This is a genomic window from Haloprofundus halophilus (assembly GCF_003439925.1).
Taxonomy (GTDB): Archaea; Halobacteriota; Halobacteria; order Halobacteriales; family Haloferacaceae; genus Haloprofundus; species Haloprofundus halophilus.
The window spans coordinates 1,005,419-1,019,833 of sequence record NZ_QQRR01000001.1 but is presented as its reverse complement, the minus strand read 5'-3'; the positions used below and the strand labels follow the sequence as shown (position 1 = coordinate 1,019,833).

Annotated in this window: 13 protein-coding genes; 3 read left to right on the top strand and 10 right to left on the bottom strand. The window is 66.7% G+C overall.

The annotated features are described in order from the left end of the window. Positions 1-25: 25 nt before the first annotated feature. The 4 genes from DV709_RS05150 to pyk all read right to left on the bottom strand — a co-directional run bounded on the left by DV709_RS05150 (position 26) and on the right by pyk (position 4,117). On the bottom strand, positions 26-1,288 hold the full coding sequence (locus DV709_RS05150; RefSeq protein ID WP_117592308.1) for an SPFH domain-containing protein: 1,263 nt from the start codon (positions 1,286-1,288) through the stop codon (positions 26-28). 105 nt (positions 1,289-1,393) lie between these two features. Then, on the bottom strand, positions 1,394-2,005 hold the full coding sequence (locus DV709_RS05145; RefSeq protein ID WP_117592307.1) for an NfeD family protein: 612 nt from the start codon (positions 2,003-2,005) through the stop codon (positions 1,394-1,396). Positions 2,006-2,048: 43 nt separating this feature from the next. Further along, complete coding sequence (locus DV709_RS05140) at positions 2,049-2,288, bottom strand: DUF7312 domain-containing protein (protein WP_117592305.1); 240 nt, start codon at positions 2,286-2,288, stop codon at positions 2,049-2,051. Positions 2,289-2,362: 74 nt separating this feature from the next. Then, positions 2,363-4,117 (bottom strand): pyruvate kinase, encoded by a 1,755-nt coding sequence (pyk, locus tag DV709_RS05135; protein WP_117592303.1) that lies wholly within the window; start codon positions 4,115-4,117, stop codon positions 2,363-2,365. A gap of 161 nt (positions 4,118-4,278) precedes the next feature. Here pyk and DV709_RS05130 point away from each other — a divergent pair, with 161 nt between their 5' ends. Continuing rightward, complete coding sequence (locus DV709_RS05130) at positions 4,279-4,521, top strand: hypothetical protein (protein ID WP_117592301.1); 243 nt, start codon at positions 4,279-4,281, stop codon at positions 4,519-4,521. Positions 4,522-4,571: 50 nt separating this feature from the next. After that, positions 4,572-4,988 (top strand): hypothetical protein, encoded by a 417-nt coding sequence (locus tag DV709_RS05125; RefSeq protein ID WP_117592300.1) that lies wholly within the window; start codon positions 4,572-4,574, stop codon positions 4,986-4,988. 19 nt (positions 4,989-5,007) lie between these two features. On the opposite strand, the gene metG is transcribed toward DV709_RS05125, so the two are convergent. The 5 genes from metG to ppsA all read right to left on the bottom strand — a co-directional run bounded on the left by metG (position 5,008) and on the right by ppsA (position 12,385). Continuing rightward, entirely contained in the window at positions 5,008-7,113 is a 2,106-nt protein-coding gene (gene metG / locus DV709_RS05120) for a methionine--tRNA ligase (RefSeq protein ID WP_117592298.1), read from the bottom strand. Positions 7,114-7,403: 290 nt separating this feature from the next. Further along, positions 7,404-7,904 (bottom strand): YqaA family protein, encoded by a 501-nt coding sequence (locus DV709_RS05115; RefSeq protein WP_117594118.1) that lies wholly within the window; start codon positions 7,902-7,904, stop codon positions 7,404-7,406. A 130-nt stretch (positions 7,905-8,034) separates the two neighbouring features. After that, complete coding sequence (gene mfnA, locus DV709_RS05110; RefSeq protein WP_117592296.1) at positions 8,035-9,123, bottom strand: tyrosine decarboxylase MfnA; 1,089 nt, start codon at positions 9,121-9,123, stop codon at positions 8,035-8,037. Between the two features lie 90 nt (positions 9,124-9,213). Beyond that, positions 9,214-9,981, bottom strand: coding sequence for a CPBP family intramembrane glutamic endopeptidase (locus DV709_RS05105; protein WP_117592294.1), 768 nt, complete (start codon positions 9,979-9,981; stop codon positions 9,214-9,216). An 82-nt stretch (positions 9,982-10,063) separates the two neighbouring features. After that, on the bottom strand, positions 10,064-12,385 hold the full coding sequence (gene ppsA / locus DV709_RS05100; RefSeq protein WP_117592292.1) for a phosphoenolpyruvate synthase: 2,322 nt from the start codon (positions 12,383-12,385) through the stop codon (positions 10,064-10,066). Between the two features lie 205 nt (positions 12,386-12,590). Between ppsA and DV709_RS05095 the strand changes: the two genes are divergently transcribed. Next, positions 12,591-13,178 (top strand): arsinothricin resistance N-acetyltransferase ArsN1 family B, encoded by a 588-nt coding sequence (locus DV709_RS05095; RefSeq protein WP_117592290.1) that lies wholly within the window; start codon positions 12,591-12,593, stop codon positions 13,176-13,178. A 23-nt stretch (positions 13,179-13,201) separates the two neighbouring features. On the opposite strand, the gene DV709_RS05090 is transcribed toward DV709_RS05095, so the two are convergent. Further along, positions 13,202-14,380, bottom strand: a complete 1,179-nt coding sequence (locus tag DV709_RS05090; protein WP_117592289.1) for a 3-dehydroquinate synthase II — start codon at positions 14,378-14,380, stop codon at positions 13,202-13,204. Positions 14,381-14,415 lie beyond the last annotated feature (35 nt).

The window sequence follows — 14,415 nt, the reverse complement described above, 5'->3', positions numbered from 1 at the left end:
GGTGTGGAGGACAAAAACGCTTCGTTTACTGGAGTTCTCGGTCGAACTCCATCTCTTCTTCGTCCGCCTCGTCGCTCGTCTCGGCGGATTTCGCGTCGGCGGCGTCGCCGTCGGCGGCGCGGGCGTCGCCTGACGGACCGTCGGTCTCCTCGATGACCTCGTCGGCGTCCTTGATGTCGGCCTCGTCTTCGGCGTTAGCCTCCTGAATCACCTCGTCGGCGCTCTTGATGTCGCCGGCGTCGCCGGCTTTCACCGCCTGCGCCTCCTGTTCGAGCTGCTGGACGTCCATCTCGGCAGCCTGGTCGATCTGACCGAGAATCTCCTCGATGTCGTCGAGGCCGAGCATCTCACGAGTCTCCTCGTCGAAGTCGAGACTGTCGAGGCCGGCCTGCTCTTGGACGTCGCTGCCGGTCAGCTGCTTGCCGTAGCGGCCGACCAGCGAGGTGAGCTCCTGCGGGAGGATGAACGTCGTCGACTCGCTGGAACCGATGTCGGCGAGCGTCTCCATCCCCTTGTCGATGACGGCGCGTTCGCCCATCGACTCGGCGGATTTCGCGCGGAGCACCGTCGAGATGGCGTCACCCTGCGCTTCGAGAATCTGACTCTGCTTCTCACCCTGCGCGCGGATGATGTTCGACTGCTTCTCACCCTCGGCGCTCTCGACGGCGCTGCGCCGCTCACCCTGGGCTTCGAGAATCATCGCGCGGCGACGACGCTCGGCGGAGGTCTGCTGCTCCATCGCCTGCTGGACGTCGGCGCTCGGGTTCACTTCGCGCACCTCGACGGATTCGACGCGGATACCCCACTCGTCGGTGGGTTCGTCGAGCTCCTTGCGGATGCGCGCGTTGATCTCTTGGCGCTTGTTGAGCGTGTCGTCGAGCTCCATGTCGCCGAGGACGGCGCGGAGCGTCGTCTGTGCGAGGTTCGAGACGGCGGTCTTGTAATCCTCGACTTCGAGGAACGCCTTCTTGGCGTCCATCACTTTGATGTAGACGACGGCGTCGGCGGTCACCGGCGAGTTGTCGCGCGTGATAGCTTCCTGTCGCGGGACGTCTAACGTCTGCGTCCGCATGTCGAAGCGGTACGTCCGCGAGACGAACGGCGGGATGAAGTTGATACCCGGTTCGAGCAGTTTGCGGTACTCGCCGAACACCGTCAGCGCGCGTTTCTCGTACGCCTGAACGATTTCGACGGATTGGAACACTACGAGGACTGCCAGCAAGAGGAATAGCACACCTACGAAGAGGATGGGTATTCCCAGGCCAGTCTGTAACAGGACGGGGTCCATAACTGGACCTTTGTATGTTTGATTGATAAGGTTTTCCTCAACTTCCCCGGTCTGTCCGCCGAACCGTCTCCCGGTTTCTCGGTTCGCCCGGAGTCCGCGAGCCGCTCAGGCCCGTTCGGTCTCCTCTTCGCGCTCCTGCTCGCGTTCGATGACCTCGTCCGCGGCCGCCTCGCGTTCGCGTCGCCCTTTCGCCAGTTCCCGGTCGATTTCGTCTTCGACGATGTCGAACGACTCGACCATCACGACGTTGCCGCCGCCGGGGTCGACGACCATCACCTCGGTTCCCTCGGGAATCTCGCCGTGGTACGACCGGGCCGCGTAGTAGGGGTTGAATCCGCCGCCGGCGACCTTTATCTGTCCCTCCGACTTCGTCACGCGCTCGGTGACGCGCCCGGTCTTGCCTTTCAGCGCGTCCGAGTCGGAGGTCTGGGCGGTTCCCTTCCCGCCGTAGAAGTCGAACTCACGGTAGACGTAAAACGAGAGCGCACCGAAGACGAGGACGAGAATCCCCAAGAGGAGCGGACTCGCCAGTGCGGGCAGGAACAGTCCGACCAGTCCGGCCGCCAGCAGTGCGATACCGACGATGACGAAGTTCGCACCGGGGGCCAACGCTTCCAAGATGGAGAGGCCGAGGCCGGCCATCACGAGCAGCAGCGGGAGGGCGTCGGGACCGATGTCCAGTTGTAGGAGTACGTGTGCGAGACGCGGGCGTGCCATAGCTGACCTAAGTACGTCGGATGATTAACGCTTCGGCTCTCGGTTACAGTACGCTGAAGATGAACACCAGCGTCCCGACGACGCCGACGAGTACGAACAAACTGTTCTCCAGCGACGGCGACTCCGGTTCCAGCGGCGGTAGCTCGCGTCGCTGTGTCCGCGTCTCGCTCTCTCCGTCGTCCGCGTCGGCGTCCTCGCCGACGTCGTCGATGCCGAACCGCCACTCGGACTCGCCGTCGTCGGCCTCGTTCTCGTCTCGCCCCCCGGTGTGAGAATCGCGCATACGTGACGTAGGAAACGGTCGCTGAAATGTCTGCCGCCGGTGCGAGGAGCGACCGGTCCACGACGAGGCTCGGCTTATCGTTTCGCCTCGTGCCGGATGACGTTACCGTCGTAGACGATGCCGCGCTCGGCGTCGAGCGTGACGAGCGTCCCGTCGTCGAAGTCCTCGGGGAGCGACGCGCCGCTTATCATCGGGATGTCGATTTCTCGGGCGACGAGCGCCGGGTAGCCGGTCATCCCCTCGCGTGCGTCGACGATGCCTCCGAGTTTGTTCACGTCGCCGGTGAACTCGCCGTCGAACCCGGCGTCGAGCGCCAGCAGCGTACCCTCGGGCAGTTCCGTCAGGTCGCCGTCGGCCGACCGGACGACCGGCCCGGAGACGCGTCCGCCGACGACGCTGCGGCCGGTCGTGATGGCCTCGGCGGCGACGTGGACTTTCAACATGTTGGTCGTGTTCGTCTCCTCCAGTTCGGTCATCATCCCCGAGAGGACGACGAGCGTGTCGCCGCTCTCGGCGACGCCCGATTCGAGGGCGGCGTTGACGCCGCCCTGCATCACTTCTTCGGCGCTCTCGCGGTAGTCGGCGTACTGAGCGCTGACGCCCCACGACAGCGATAGCTGGCGGCGAACGCGGTCGTTCGGCGTCGTCGCGATAACCGGCACCCCGGGTCGGAACTTCGCCGTCTTCCGCGCGGTGTAGCCGGACTCGGAGGCGGCGACGATGGCCGCCGCGCCGATGTCGCGGGCGAGGTAGCGAGCCGAGCGGGCCAGCGCCTCGGTGCGAGACTCCTCGGTCGCCGTGGGGACGCGCTGCTCCTGGGTCTCGTCGTACTCCTCGCTCGACTCGATCTGACGGACGATACGGTCCATCGTCTCGACGACGCGAATCGGGTGGTCGCCGATGGCCGTCTCGCCCGAGAGCATGACGGCGTCGGTGCCGTCGAGGACGGCGTTCGCGACGTCGGAGGCCTCCGCGCGGGTCGGTCGCCGCGCGTGGACCATCGAGTCGAGCATCTCCGTCGCGGTGATGACGGGGACGCCGTCGGCGTGACACTTGCTGATGATGCGCTTCTGTATCATCGGCACGTCTTCGAGCGGACACTCGACGCCGAGGTCGCCGCGGGCGACCATCACGCCGTAGGCGGCGTCGATGATGCCGTCGAGGTTCTCGACCGCGCCCGCCCGCTCGATTTTGGCGATGACGGGGATGTCGCCGCCCGCCTCCTCGATGGCGTCGCTGATGGCGTACACGTCGGAGGCGTCGCGGACGAAACTCGCCGCCACGAAGTCGGCGTCCTTGTCGGCGGCGAGTTCTATCTCCCGTCGGTCCTTCTCGGTGATGAGGTCGATGTCGAGGTCGACGCCCGGGACGTTCACGCCCTTCCGGCCGCCGAGCTTCCCGCCGGAGTCGATGCGCGCGACGACGCCGTCGTCGACGACGCGCACGATCGTCGCCTCGATTCGACCGTCGTCGAGAAGGATGGTGTCGCCCGGCTCGGCGGCGTCGATGGGCAACGAGAGACCGACTCTCTCGGGCGTCGCGGTGTCGCCCTCGAAGAAGTGTACCTCGTAGCCGGTTTCGAGCGTGATCGGTTCGTCCAGCGGGGCGGTGCGGACCTCCGGACCCTGGAGGTCGACCATCGCCGCGAGCGGGTCCTCGGTCGCCTCGTCGACGGCCTGGATGCGGTCGACGACGGTCGCGCGGTGGTCCGTCGTGCCGTGGCTCGCGTTCAGTCGCGCGACGGACATCCCCGCGTCGGCGAGTCCCCGAATCGTCCCTCGGTCGTCCGACGCCGGACCCAGCGTGCAGACGATTTTGGCGTTTCTCATACGTGGCGATACAGCCGTCCGGCTAAAAAACCCCGACGATGAAACTCGCCACCGAGTGAACGATTGTGAGGGTCGAACGGGACGAACGGCCGGCGGTTCGGCCCCAAGCTTTTCGTCCCGACCGGAGCTATAACTCGCTCGCCGTCGCACGGTTTTGTGCTATGGAACACGTCACCGAGGAAGCGGTCGGTAAACCCGTCGTCACGCCCGACGGCGACGAAATCGGACGCGTCAACGCCGTCGAAAACGACCGGGCGGTTGTCAAACCGTACACCGGCGTCGAGGCGGACATGGCCGACTCCGCTGCGCCAGACGAGGAGTCGCTGACGCTCGACGCGAACCAGATAGAAGTTGTAACCGACGACTACGTGCAACTCGTCGACGAGTTCCGGCGGGAGAGCTAAACGGGTCGCCCCACTTACTTTTATTGTCAGCGAGCGAGAATCAGCGGACGATGTCCGAACAGCCCTCGCTCCCGCTTCCCTCCGATCACCGCATCGAGCGGACGCTCGCGCTCGCACTGCTCTCGCTACTCGGACTGTACGCCGTCGGCAGCACCGCCCCCGTCCCGACGCTCGACAGTATCGGCGTCGTCGCCGTTCACCTCGCCGTCGTCGTCGGCTGTCTGCTCCCGACTGTCGTCCTCCTCCGGAGCGGCGTCGATCGATTCAGAGGCCAATCGGCGGCGACCGACGGACCCAGTCGCCTCGCCACGCGGTCGGCGATAGTCGCGTTCGCTGCGCTGTCTGCGGCGCTCGTCCTCGCCGAGTTCGACTCCGAGAACGGACTCGTCACGGCGCTGTTCGTCGTCGCTATCGGGGCGTTGTTGCTGCTCGCAGGCGTACTCGTCCGACCGGACCGGAACGGCTGAGAAAGACGCCGCGTCGCGGTTACCGGACTTTCGTCCCCGGAACCGAGTCGCCGTGGGTCGTCAGGATGTCGGCCTGTTCGCCCGCGGCCAGCAGCATCCCGTTGGACTCGACGCCGAACAGTTCGGCCTTCTCGAGGTTGGCGACGACGACGACGCGCTCGCCGACGAGCGAGTCGAGGTCGTGGAGCTGTTTGATACCGGCGACGATCTGACGGACCTCGTGGCCGATGTCGACCTCGAGCTTCGCCAGCTTGTCCGCGCCGTCGACGCCCTCCGCCGAGACGATTTCGCCGACACGAAGGTCGAGCGCCTGGAACTCGTCGAAACTGATTCTATCTTCGGAGATGGGTTCGAGGTCGCTCACGTCCGAGTCGGCGTCCGTCTCCGACTCCTCCTTTTCGGTTTCGGTCTCGTCACCGTCGTCCGCCTCGCTCTCGGTCGCCGCCGCGACCCGCTCGTCGAGCTTCTCGTTCAGTTCCTCGACGCGCTCGTCCTCTATCTTCTCGAACAGCTCGGTCGGTTCGTCGAACGACGCCGGCGGCGCGTCGAGCGCGGCGTGTACTTCCACGTCGTGGACGGAGCCCGCCTCGCCGAGGGCCTCCCAGAGTCGCTCGGACTTGCCGGGTGCGACCGGTTCGAAGAGCACGGCGACGGCCTTCGCGATCTGGACGCAGTCGCGGATGACCTGCGCCGCCTTCTCGGGTTCCTCGTCCGTGAGCTTCCACGGTTCGTTGCGCTGGATGTACTCGTTGCCGAAGCGTGCGAGTTCGACGGTCGCGAGACCGGCTCTCCTGACGGAGTAGTCGTTGACGGCCTCGCCGAACTCGCGAATCGCGCCTTCGATACGGTTCTGTACCTCCTCGGAGACGTCGGCCTCGGGCGTTCCCTCGTAGTTCCGGTACGCGAACAGCAGCGACCGGTAGAGGAAGTTGCCGACGGTGCCGACGAGTTCGCCGTTGACGCGCTCCTGGAACTTCGACCACGAGAAGTCGACGTCCTGCTGGAAGCCGCCGTTGGTGGCGAGATAGTAGCGCAGGAGGTCGGGGTCGAACCCCTCGGCGAGATACTCGTCGGCCCACACCGCCCGATTCCGGGAGGTGGAGAAGCCTTTGCCGCCGAGGGTGACGAACCCGCTGGCCATGACGGCGCGCGGTTCCTCGTAGTCGACGCCGCGGAGCATCGCCGGCCAAAACACGGTGTGGTGCTGGATGATGTCGCGCCCGATGACGTGGACGATGTCGCCCTCGTTTTGCCACACTTCTTCCCAGTCGTACTCGTCGCTTCCGACGCGCTCTGTGTACTGCTTCGTCGAAGAGACGTACTCGATGGGCGCGTCGACCCAGACGTAGAGCACCAACTCTTCAGTTCCGTCGTCTTCCTCGCCGGGGTAGTCGATGCCCCAGTCCATGTCGCGGGTGATACACCAGTCCTGGAGTTCGCCCTCGATCCACTCGCGGGGCTGGTTCTGGGCGTTCGAGGTGCCTTCGAGGCGGTCGATGAACTCCTGAAGATACTCCTGGAACTCCGAGACGCGGAAGAACTTGTGCGTCCGCTCGCGGTACTCGGCGGGGTTGCCCGTGATGGTGCTGACCGGGTCGACGATCTCGCCGGGTTCGAGGTGGCGCTGGCAGCCCTCGTCGCACTCGTCGCCGCGGGCTTTCGCCCCGCAGTACGGGCACTCGCCCTCGACGTAGCGGTCCGGGAGGTACTGGTCCTCCTCGGGGTCGTAGGCGACCATGATGGTCTTCTCGTAGACGTGGCCGTTCTCGTCGAGCGTGCGGACGAACTCCTTCGTCAGTTCGGTGTTCGTCTCGTCGTGGGTGTGGCCGTAGTTGTCGAACTCGACGTTGAACTTCGGGAACGTCTCCTCGTACGTCTCGTGCCACCCGAGGGCGAACTCCTCGGGGGTGACGCCCTCCTTCTCGGCGTTGACCGCGACGGGCGTTCCGTGCATGTCAGACCCCGAGACGAAGGCCGTCTGCTGGCCGAGTTTTCGTAGGGCGCGCGAGTAGACGTCGCCGCCGACGTACGTTCGGAGGTGGCCGACGTGCAGGTCGCCGTTCGCGTACGGCAACCCGCAGGTCACCACCGCTGGTCGGTCCGTGGGGAACTGCTCGTGACTCATGTGTGTGGTATCGTGAATGCGGGCCTAAAGCCCGCTGGTTCGTGGTAATCGGCTCCGGTACGTCGCTCCGGGGCGACGCGGTGCGTCGCTCGGAGGGGAGAACGGAACGACCGAGTTTCGCGGCGAACGTTCGTCGGTCGCGTTACCGACCGACGGACGAACTGACGGGTCCACCCGGCGCTAGAAGCGTCGCATGCGCATCGCGGGAGCGTCGCCAAAGCGAGCGTCCGATGGGTGGGTCCGTCGGGTCACGGTACACGGGAGACGGTGCTACCGTTTAACTCTCCCGTTCACAGCACCGCGACGGCACCGTGGAAGAACGCCAGCGTGACGAGCAGTCGCCCGGCGCTGCCGACGAACGTCGCCGCCGCGAACTTCAGGTAATCCTCCTCCAGTATCGAGAAGGCGTATATCGAGAGCGTGTCCGGGAAGAACGGAACGCAGAGCGCGAGCGCGAGACCGCCGTACCCCCACTTGCGCGCGATGTTCATCGTCTGCTTCTCGGACCAGGCGACGATGTCGACCGGCAGGCGCGAGAGCCACTGCATGATGATTCCGGAGTCCTTCGCCTCCTGGCCGATGTGGAACGCGAAGACGCTCCCGGCGGCTTTCCCCGTCGCGCTGACGAGGATGATGACCGTCATCCGTCCGGCATCGTCGAGGCCGAGATTCAGCGGCGCGGCGAGGACGACCTCGCTCACGCCGGGCAGCGCGAACGCGATGAGAAACGAGTAGACGAAGATGATGACGAGGCCGAACCAGCCGGTGGCGTGTTCGACGACGCGCTCCATCCACGAGAAATCCAGCCAAGCGGCGAGTGCGAGGTCGAACGCGGGGAGCAGCGCGGTCACACCTGAACCTCGCAAGTGCGGCGTTGTAAACCTTCAGGTTCGTCGGCAGCGTGGTCGCTACGCGTCGGATTCACTTCGGCGAGAACGAATCGACGTCGGCGACGAACCGCCGGAGCATCTCGCGGGTCACGTGCGGCATGCAGACGACGCGCAGTTCGCCCGCCGCCGTCCGCGAAATCCGCCATCCGGCGTCGCGGAGCGCGTCGAACGTCGACTCCGGCAGTTCGCACGCGACGAGCGGGAGTTCGGGAGCGACGACGTCGAATCCGCGGGCGTCCAGCTCGGCGGCCAGCCACTCGGCGTCGGCCATCGACTCCTCGAACTGTTCGCGGTAGCCGTCGGGCCACAGCGCGTCGAGCGCCGCGGCGGCGCCCGCGACCCCCGCGCCGCTGCGCGTCCCGGTGAGCGTCGCCTGCGAGGTCGACTCGAGATACGGCGTGTCGACCGCCAGCGCGTCCAACGCCGCGCGGTCGCGGGCGAGAAAACCGCCCGCCGGGACGACCGCCTGCCCCAGCTTGTGCGGGTCGACGGTCATCGTGTCCACGTCGGCGTGCGCGAAGTTCCACGCGTGGTCGGTGAAGGGGAGCGCGAAACCGCCCCACGCGGCGTCGACGTGGAGGAACGGTCGGTCGCCGCCGGCGTCGTGGGTGGCCGCGGCGAGTTCGGGAATCGGGTCGACGCGGCCGTACTCGGTCGTCCCCGCGACGCCGACGACGAGAACCGTCTCCGAGTCGACGGCGGCGCGGACCGCCGAGGGGTCCGCGCGGTAGCCGTCGTCGACGGGCACGGTCCGGAGTTCGACGCCCAGCACGTCGGCGGCTTTCTGGAAACTGAAGTGGACGCTCTCGGGGGCGACGACGTTCGGTGTCTCCGGTGCGGTCGTCCACTCGTCGCGGGCGCGGTTTCGGGCCGCCCGAACCGCCTGGACGTTGGCCTCGGTGCCGCCGCTTGCGACGTAACCGTGAGCGTCGGGGAGGCCCGCCAACTCGCCGAGACCGGAGACCACCTCCGCCTCCAACTCGGCGATACGCTGGTAGGTCGAGGGGTCGCCGGGGTTGGTCGCGAGAAAACGCACCGCCGCCTCCCGCGCGACGGGGTGGGGTTCGGTGCACATCGAGGAGAGCACGCGGGAGAAGTCCTGCGGGACGGCGCGCTGCATGCCGTGACAGTAATTTTTGCCATCGTTTATCCGTTCCGCTCTCGCTCGGCCGCGAGACGCGGCGCGTCGGGGGGACCGTCGGTCGCCTCCTCAGAGCGCGACGAGCTGGACGTACGCGATGCCGAACAGCGTCGTGTTGTAGGCGGCGTGAATCAGTATCGGCACCGCGAGGTTGCCGGTTCGCTCGTAGGCGACGCCGAGTATCGACCCGGTGACGAAGATGACACCCGTCGTCGCGACGACGGCGACGGGGTTGCCGATGTAGTTGAACACGTGCGGCGAAGCGAAGATGAGGCTGGCGAGCACGACGGCGGCGACCGGGCCGTACGAGGTTCGGAGGCGGCCCTGAATCGCACCGCGGAACAGCAGTTCCTCGGCGGGCGCGACCAGGACGATGGAGAGCACCGCGAGCGCGAGCAGCACCGTCGGGTCGTTCTGTGCGACCTCGCCGATGACGCTCTCGACCGGTTCGAGACTCGTGAGCGTCAGCGCGTACGACAGCGCCGACGCCAGTACGACGGCGAGAACCGTCGCGCCGACGGCGAATCGGAGCTCCGCGCCGTCGGGCCGTCGAATCGGCAGCGAATCGAGTCGCAGTCGGGCGTAGAGTCCCCCGATTCCGGCGAACGTCAGCTGTTGGGGTATCGACCCGAAGACGAGCACGGCCGTCGAGGTGACGCCGAACCCGAGGAAGAACAGCGGGAGGATGACGACGAGGCTGGCGATCGTTCCGACGACGAACGCGGCGACGAGCAGGCCGACGCCGACGAGCAGCGCGACGACGCGGTGGAGGACTGACGGGCCGCCGGGGCCGTCCGAAGCGGCGGCGTCCGGGGTCGGTGACGGTGTAGAGGGCATCTGTTACTCATCGTGAGGTTGGCGCAAGCACACATAAAACCGTAGTGAGGGGCGGAAAACGACTCGCCGGCGGAAAACCGCGTTACCGAACCGAGTCGAGCATCAGTTTCTGCTCGACGCGTTTGACCTCGTGTTGGACGTCGCGCACCGCGTCGATGTTCGCGCTGATGGAGGTAATCCCCTCGTTGACGAGGAACTGGACCATCTGCGGTTTCGAACCGGCTTGACCGCAGATGCTCGTCTTCACGCCGAGTTCGCGGCACGTCTCGATGGTCGACCCGATGAGCTCTAAGACGGCAGGGTGGAGTTCGTCGAACCGGTCGGCGACGTTCTCGTTGTTGCGGTCGACCGCGAGGGTGTACTGGGTGAGGTCGTTCGTCCCGAAGGAGGCGAAGTCGATGCCCGCCTCCGCGAGCTCCCGTATCGACAGCGCGCTCGCGGGGGTCTCTATCATCACGCCCCACGTTCGCTTCTCGGGGTCGATGCCCGCCTCGCGCATCAGTTTCGTCGCGCGGTGGACGTCTTCGGCGTCGTTGACCAGCGGGAGCATCAGCTCGACGTTGTCGTAGCCCATCTCCCAGAGGCGGCGGAACGCCTCCAGTTCGTGGGCGAACGCCTCGGGCGTGTCGAGGCTACGGCGGATGCCGCGGTAGCCGAGCATCGGGTTGTGCTCCTTCGGTTCGCCGTCGCCGCCCTCCAGCTGGCGGAACTCGTCGGTCGGCGCGTCGAGCGTCCGCACGCGGACGGCGCGGGGGTAGAACTCGTCGGCGACGCCCCGAATCCCTTCGACTAACTCGTCGACGTACGCCTTCTCGCCGTTGTCGGCGATGTACTTCTCGGGCGTCTTGCCGAGCGACAGCACCATGTGCTCGACCCGGAGCAGCCCGACGCCGTCGGCACCGGTCGCCGCGGCGCGTTCGGCGGCCTCGGGGATGGAGACGTTGACTTTCACTTCCGTCGCGGTCATCGGTTTGACCGGCGTCTTCGGGCGCATCTCCTCGACGGGCTCGTGCTGTTCCTCCTTCTTCGTCTGCTGTCCCTCGCGTATCGTCCCTTTGTCGCCGTCGATGGTGACGACTCGACCGTCCGACAGCTCCCTGGTCGCGCTCCCGGTGCCGACGACGGCGGGGACACCGAGTTCGCGCGAGACGATGGCGGCGTGACTCGTCATCCCGCCCTCGTCGGTGACGATGCCGGCGGCGCGCTTCATCGCCGGCACCATGTCCGGCATCGTCATCTCGGTGACGATGATGTCGCCGTCGGAGACCTTGTCGAGCTGGTCGAGCTTGGTGACGATTCGCACCTCGCCGGAGACGATACCGGGGCTCGCGCCCAGGCCCTGAAGGAGCGTGTCTCCGCCCGACGACGCCGACTCGCTCTCGCCGCTGTTGCCGTTCGACGAGAGCGTCGTCGCGTCGACGCCGTCGCCGTCTGCGGCCACCTCGACCCCGTTGTCGGCGTCCGATATCGTCGTGATGGGCCGCGACTGGAGCATGTACACCTCGCCGTCGTAGATGGCCCACTCCACGTCCTGCGGGGTCTCGTAGTGGTCTTCGACCTCGCAGCCGAGTTCGACGAGTCGCTCTATCTCCTCGTCGGTGAGCACCCGCGCCTCGCGCTTCTCCTCGGGGACGTCCACCGTCGACGTCTCGCCCGTCTCGGCGTCTTTGACCATCATCAGCTTCTTGTCGGCGAGCGTCTCCTCCTGGACGCTCGCGGAGTCGCGGTCGACGACGTAGTTGTCGGGCGACACCGACCCGGAGACGACGGCCTCGCCGAGCCCCCACGCCGCCTCGATGATGATGCGCGGCTCACCCGTCGACGGGTGGGAGGTGAACATCACGCCGCTCTTCTCGGCGTCGACCATCTGCTGGACGACGACGGCGATGTCGACCTTGTCGTGCGAGAAGCCCTGTCGCGTCCGGTAGTAGATGGCGCGCTGTGAGAACAGCGACGCCCAGCACTCCTTGACGCGCTCGACGAGTTTCTCCTCTTGGACGTTGAGGAACGTCTCCTGCTGGCCGGCGAAGGAGGCGTCCGGCAGGTCCTCGGCGGTGGCCGACGACCGAACCGCGACGAACGCCTCGCCGTCGCCGACGGAGCGGTACGCCTCCAGAATCTCCTCGCGGACGTCTTCGGGGAGTTCGGTCTCCGTGATGAGTTCGTGTGCGCGCTCGTGGGCCGCGGCGAGCGCCTTCGAGTCTTCGGGGTCGATATCCATCGCCTCGAAGAGCTCCTCGTCGATACCCGCCTCCTCGATGAACGTTCGGTAGGTGTCGGCGGTCACGACGAAGCCCGGCGGGACAGGAAGCCCCGCGGACGTGAGTTCGCCGAGCGAGGCCCCTTTACCGCCGACGGTGTCGACGTCGGCGGCGCGTACGTCATCCAGCCAAAGTACAGCCATTGCGTATCCGATTCGTCCACAGGATTCCTAAAGAAGCTTGCGTATGGAACATGGGTGAAAATTACTGACTCGGAAGCGAGTGGTATTTCGTGCCTGTTCCGGCTATAGCGCCCGAAACGCGCGTTTCCAGGAATCTTACGGCCTTTTTCAGGGCTGGGTTGGGTTCATACAACGTATTACGGTTCAGTAGCCCGTCCTTGCATCCGTGATACGCCTCGCCACACCCGACGACGCCGACGGCGTCCGGCAGATATACGAACCGTTCGTCCGCGACACCGCCGTCTCCTTCGAGACGACACCGCCGACGGAAGCGGAGGTGGAAGCGCGAATCGCGTCGACGCTCGAATCGCACCCGTGGCTGGTGTGCGAACGCGACGAGCGCGTCGTCGGTTACGCCTACGCTGGGACGCATCGCAAGCGCGACGCCTATCGGTGGTCGGTCGATTCGTCGGTGTACGTCGCCGACGACGCGCGGCGACGCGGTGTCGCCCGCGGCCTCTACGCGGCGCTGTTCGGAATCCTCGAAGCGCAGGGCTACGTGAACGTCTACGCGGGGACGACGCTGCCGAACCCCGCGAGCGTCGGCTTCCACCGCGCGATGGGCTTCGAACCGGTCGGCGTCTACGAGAACGTCGGGTACAAACTGGGCGAGTGGCACGACGTGCAGTGGCTCGTCCGCACGCTGCGGCCGCACCCCGAGAACCCCGACCCGCCCGTCGCGTTGGCCGCGGTTCGAGAGACGGCGGCGTTCGAGGACGCGCTCGCCGCCGGCGAGTCGAAAATAGACCGCTAACGCTCGGGGACGGCGATTCGCGCTTACTTCTCGATGATGCTCTCTTCGACCGCCTCGCCGAAGTGTCGCGCCACCTGCTCGTAGTAGAGCAGCAGTTCGTCGCCGGCTTCGAGGTCGGTGACGGCTTTTCTCCCTTCGCTCGTCGGGACTTTGATGGTCTCGGCGTTCTGGAGCAACGTCTCCACGCGGTCGCCCTCCACGTCCACCTCGACGCGGAACATCGGCCGCTTCTCTATCTTGACGCGGCCGACGATGACCTCGCGCGTCCGACCGCCGGTGTCGACGACCTGCACCTCGTCGCCGCTCTTCAGCTCCGAGAGGTACTTCGTCCCGCCGTCGGGCGTGCGGACGTAGGCGTGGACCGCCCCGGCGTTGACGCGGAACGGGCGGGAGGCGACGTACGGCGACTCGGCCGTCTCGGCGTGGACGAAAAAGAGGCCGCGGGACATCGACCCGACGAGCATCCCCTCGTCGTGTTCGAGGAGGCTCCCGGTGTCGACGCAGACGCGGTCGGCCATGCCGACGCGCTCGACCGACTGCACCTCGGCCCACCGGAGGTCGAGCTGCTCGCGCTCGGTGGCGTCGCGGACCTCGACCGTCTCGCGTATCTCGTCGGGGTTGTCCGAGTCGAGGAGCACGCCGTCGGCACCGTGTTCGAGCGTCTCGAACGCCGCGCGGGCCTCCTCGGCGGAGGTGACGCCCGCGACCAACTCCGTCTGGTCGCCGATGCGCGCGATGAGGTTCTCGAGGGGGATTATCTGCCAGTCCTCGCCGACGACGAGCGTGTGGTCGGCGTCGCGGGCGGCCGCCTGGGCGAACGTCTCGTACTCCTTGCCGCGGATGCGGACGTACGCGCCCTGCGCCCGGTTGTCGCTGTGTCGAAGCGTCGTCAGGTCAGCCGACCCCGAGAGGTCGGAGGGGAGGTCGACGGTGCCGTCGCCCTCGCCGTCCTTGCCGACGATGTAGGCGTCGGCCTTCGCGGTCTCCTCTTCCTCCTCGTCCTCGGCGTCGGCGACGTGGACGTCGGCGTCGTCGCGGAACGCCGCTACCTTCACGTCGCCGAGTTGGCGGACGCGGGCCACGTCGGCCTCGTCGACGAGCACCCAGTCGACGCCCGCTTCGAGTCCCGTCGTGATGCGCTGCTTTCGAACCTCCCAGTCGCCGACCGTGTCGTCGGCCTTCAACCAGACGCTCCGTGTCATTGTCCGACTCTCTCGGGGGTGCGGCTTGAACGTGG

Excerpts from the sequence above, each read along its gene's own strand:
- DV709_RS05150 (WP_117592308.1), bottom strand. The coding sequence starts at position 1,288 with ATGGACCCCGTCCTGTTACAGACTGGCCTGGGAATACCCATCCTCTTC.
- DV709_RS05145 (WP_117592307.1), bottom strand. The coding sequence starts at position 2,005 with ATGGCACGCCCGCGTCTCGCACACGTACTCCTACAACTGGACATCGGT.
- DV709_RS05140 (WP_117592305.1), bottom strand. The coding sequence starts at position 2,288 with ATGCGCGATTCTCACACCGGGGGGCGAGACGAGAACGAGGCCGACGAC.
- pyk (WP_117592303.1), bottom strand. The coding sequence starts at position 4,117 with ATGAGAAACGCCAAAATCGTCTGCACGCTGGGTCCGGCGTCGGACGAC.
- DV709_RS05130 (WP_117592301.1), top strand. The coding sequence starts at position 4,279 with ATGGAACACGTCACCGAGGAAGCGGTCGGTAAACCCGTCGTCACGCCC.
- DV709_RS05125 (WP_117592300.1), top strand. The coding sequence starts at position 4,572 with ATGTCCGAACAGCCCTCGCTCCCGCTTCCCTCCGATCACCGCATCGAG.
- metG (WP_117592298.1), bottom strand. The coding sequence starts at position 7,113 with ATGAGTCACGAGCAGTTCCCCACGGACCGACCAGCGGTGGTGACCTGC.
- DV709_RS05115 (WP_117594118.1), bottom strand. The coding sequence starts at position 7,904 with ATGGAGCGCGTCGTCGAACACGCCACCGGCTGGTTCGGCCTCGTCATC.
- mfnA (WP_117592296.1), bottom strand. The coding sequence starts at position 9,123 with ATGCAGCGCGCCGTCCCGCAGGACTTCTCCCGCGTGCTCTCCTCGATG.
- DV709_RS05105 (WP_117592294.1), bottom strand. The coding sequence starts at position 9,981 with ATGCCCTCTACACCGTCACCGACCCCGGACGCCGCCGCTTCGGACGGC.
- ppsA (WP_117592292.1), bottom strand. The coding sequence starts at position 12,385 with ATGGCTGTACTTTGGCTGGATGACGTACGCGCCGCCGACGTCGACACC.
- DV709_RS05090 (WP_117592289.1), bottom strand. The coding sequence starts at position 14,380 with ATGACACGGAGCGTCTGGTTGAAGGCCGACGACACGGTCGGCGACTGG.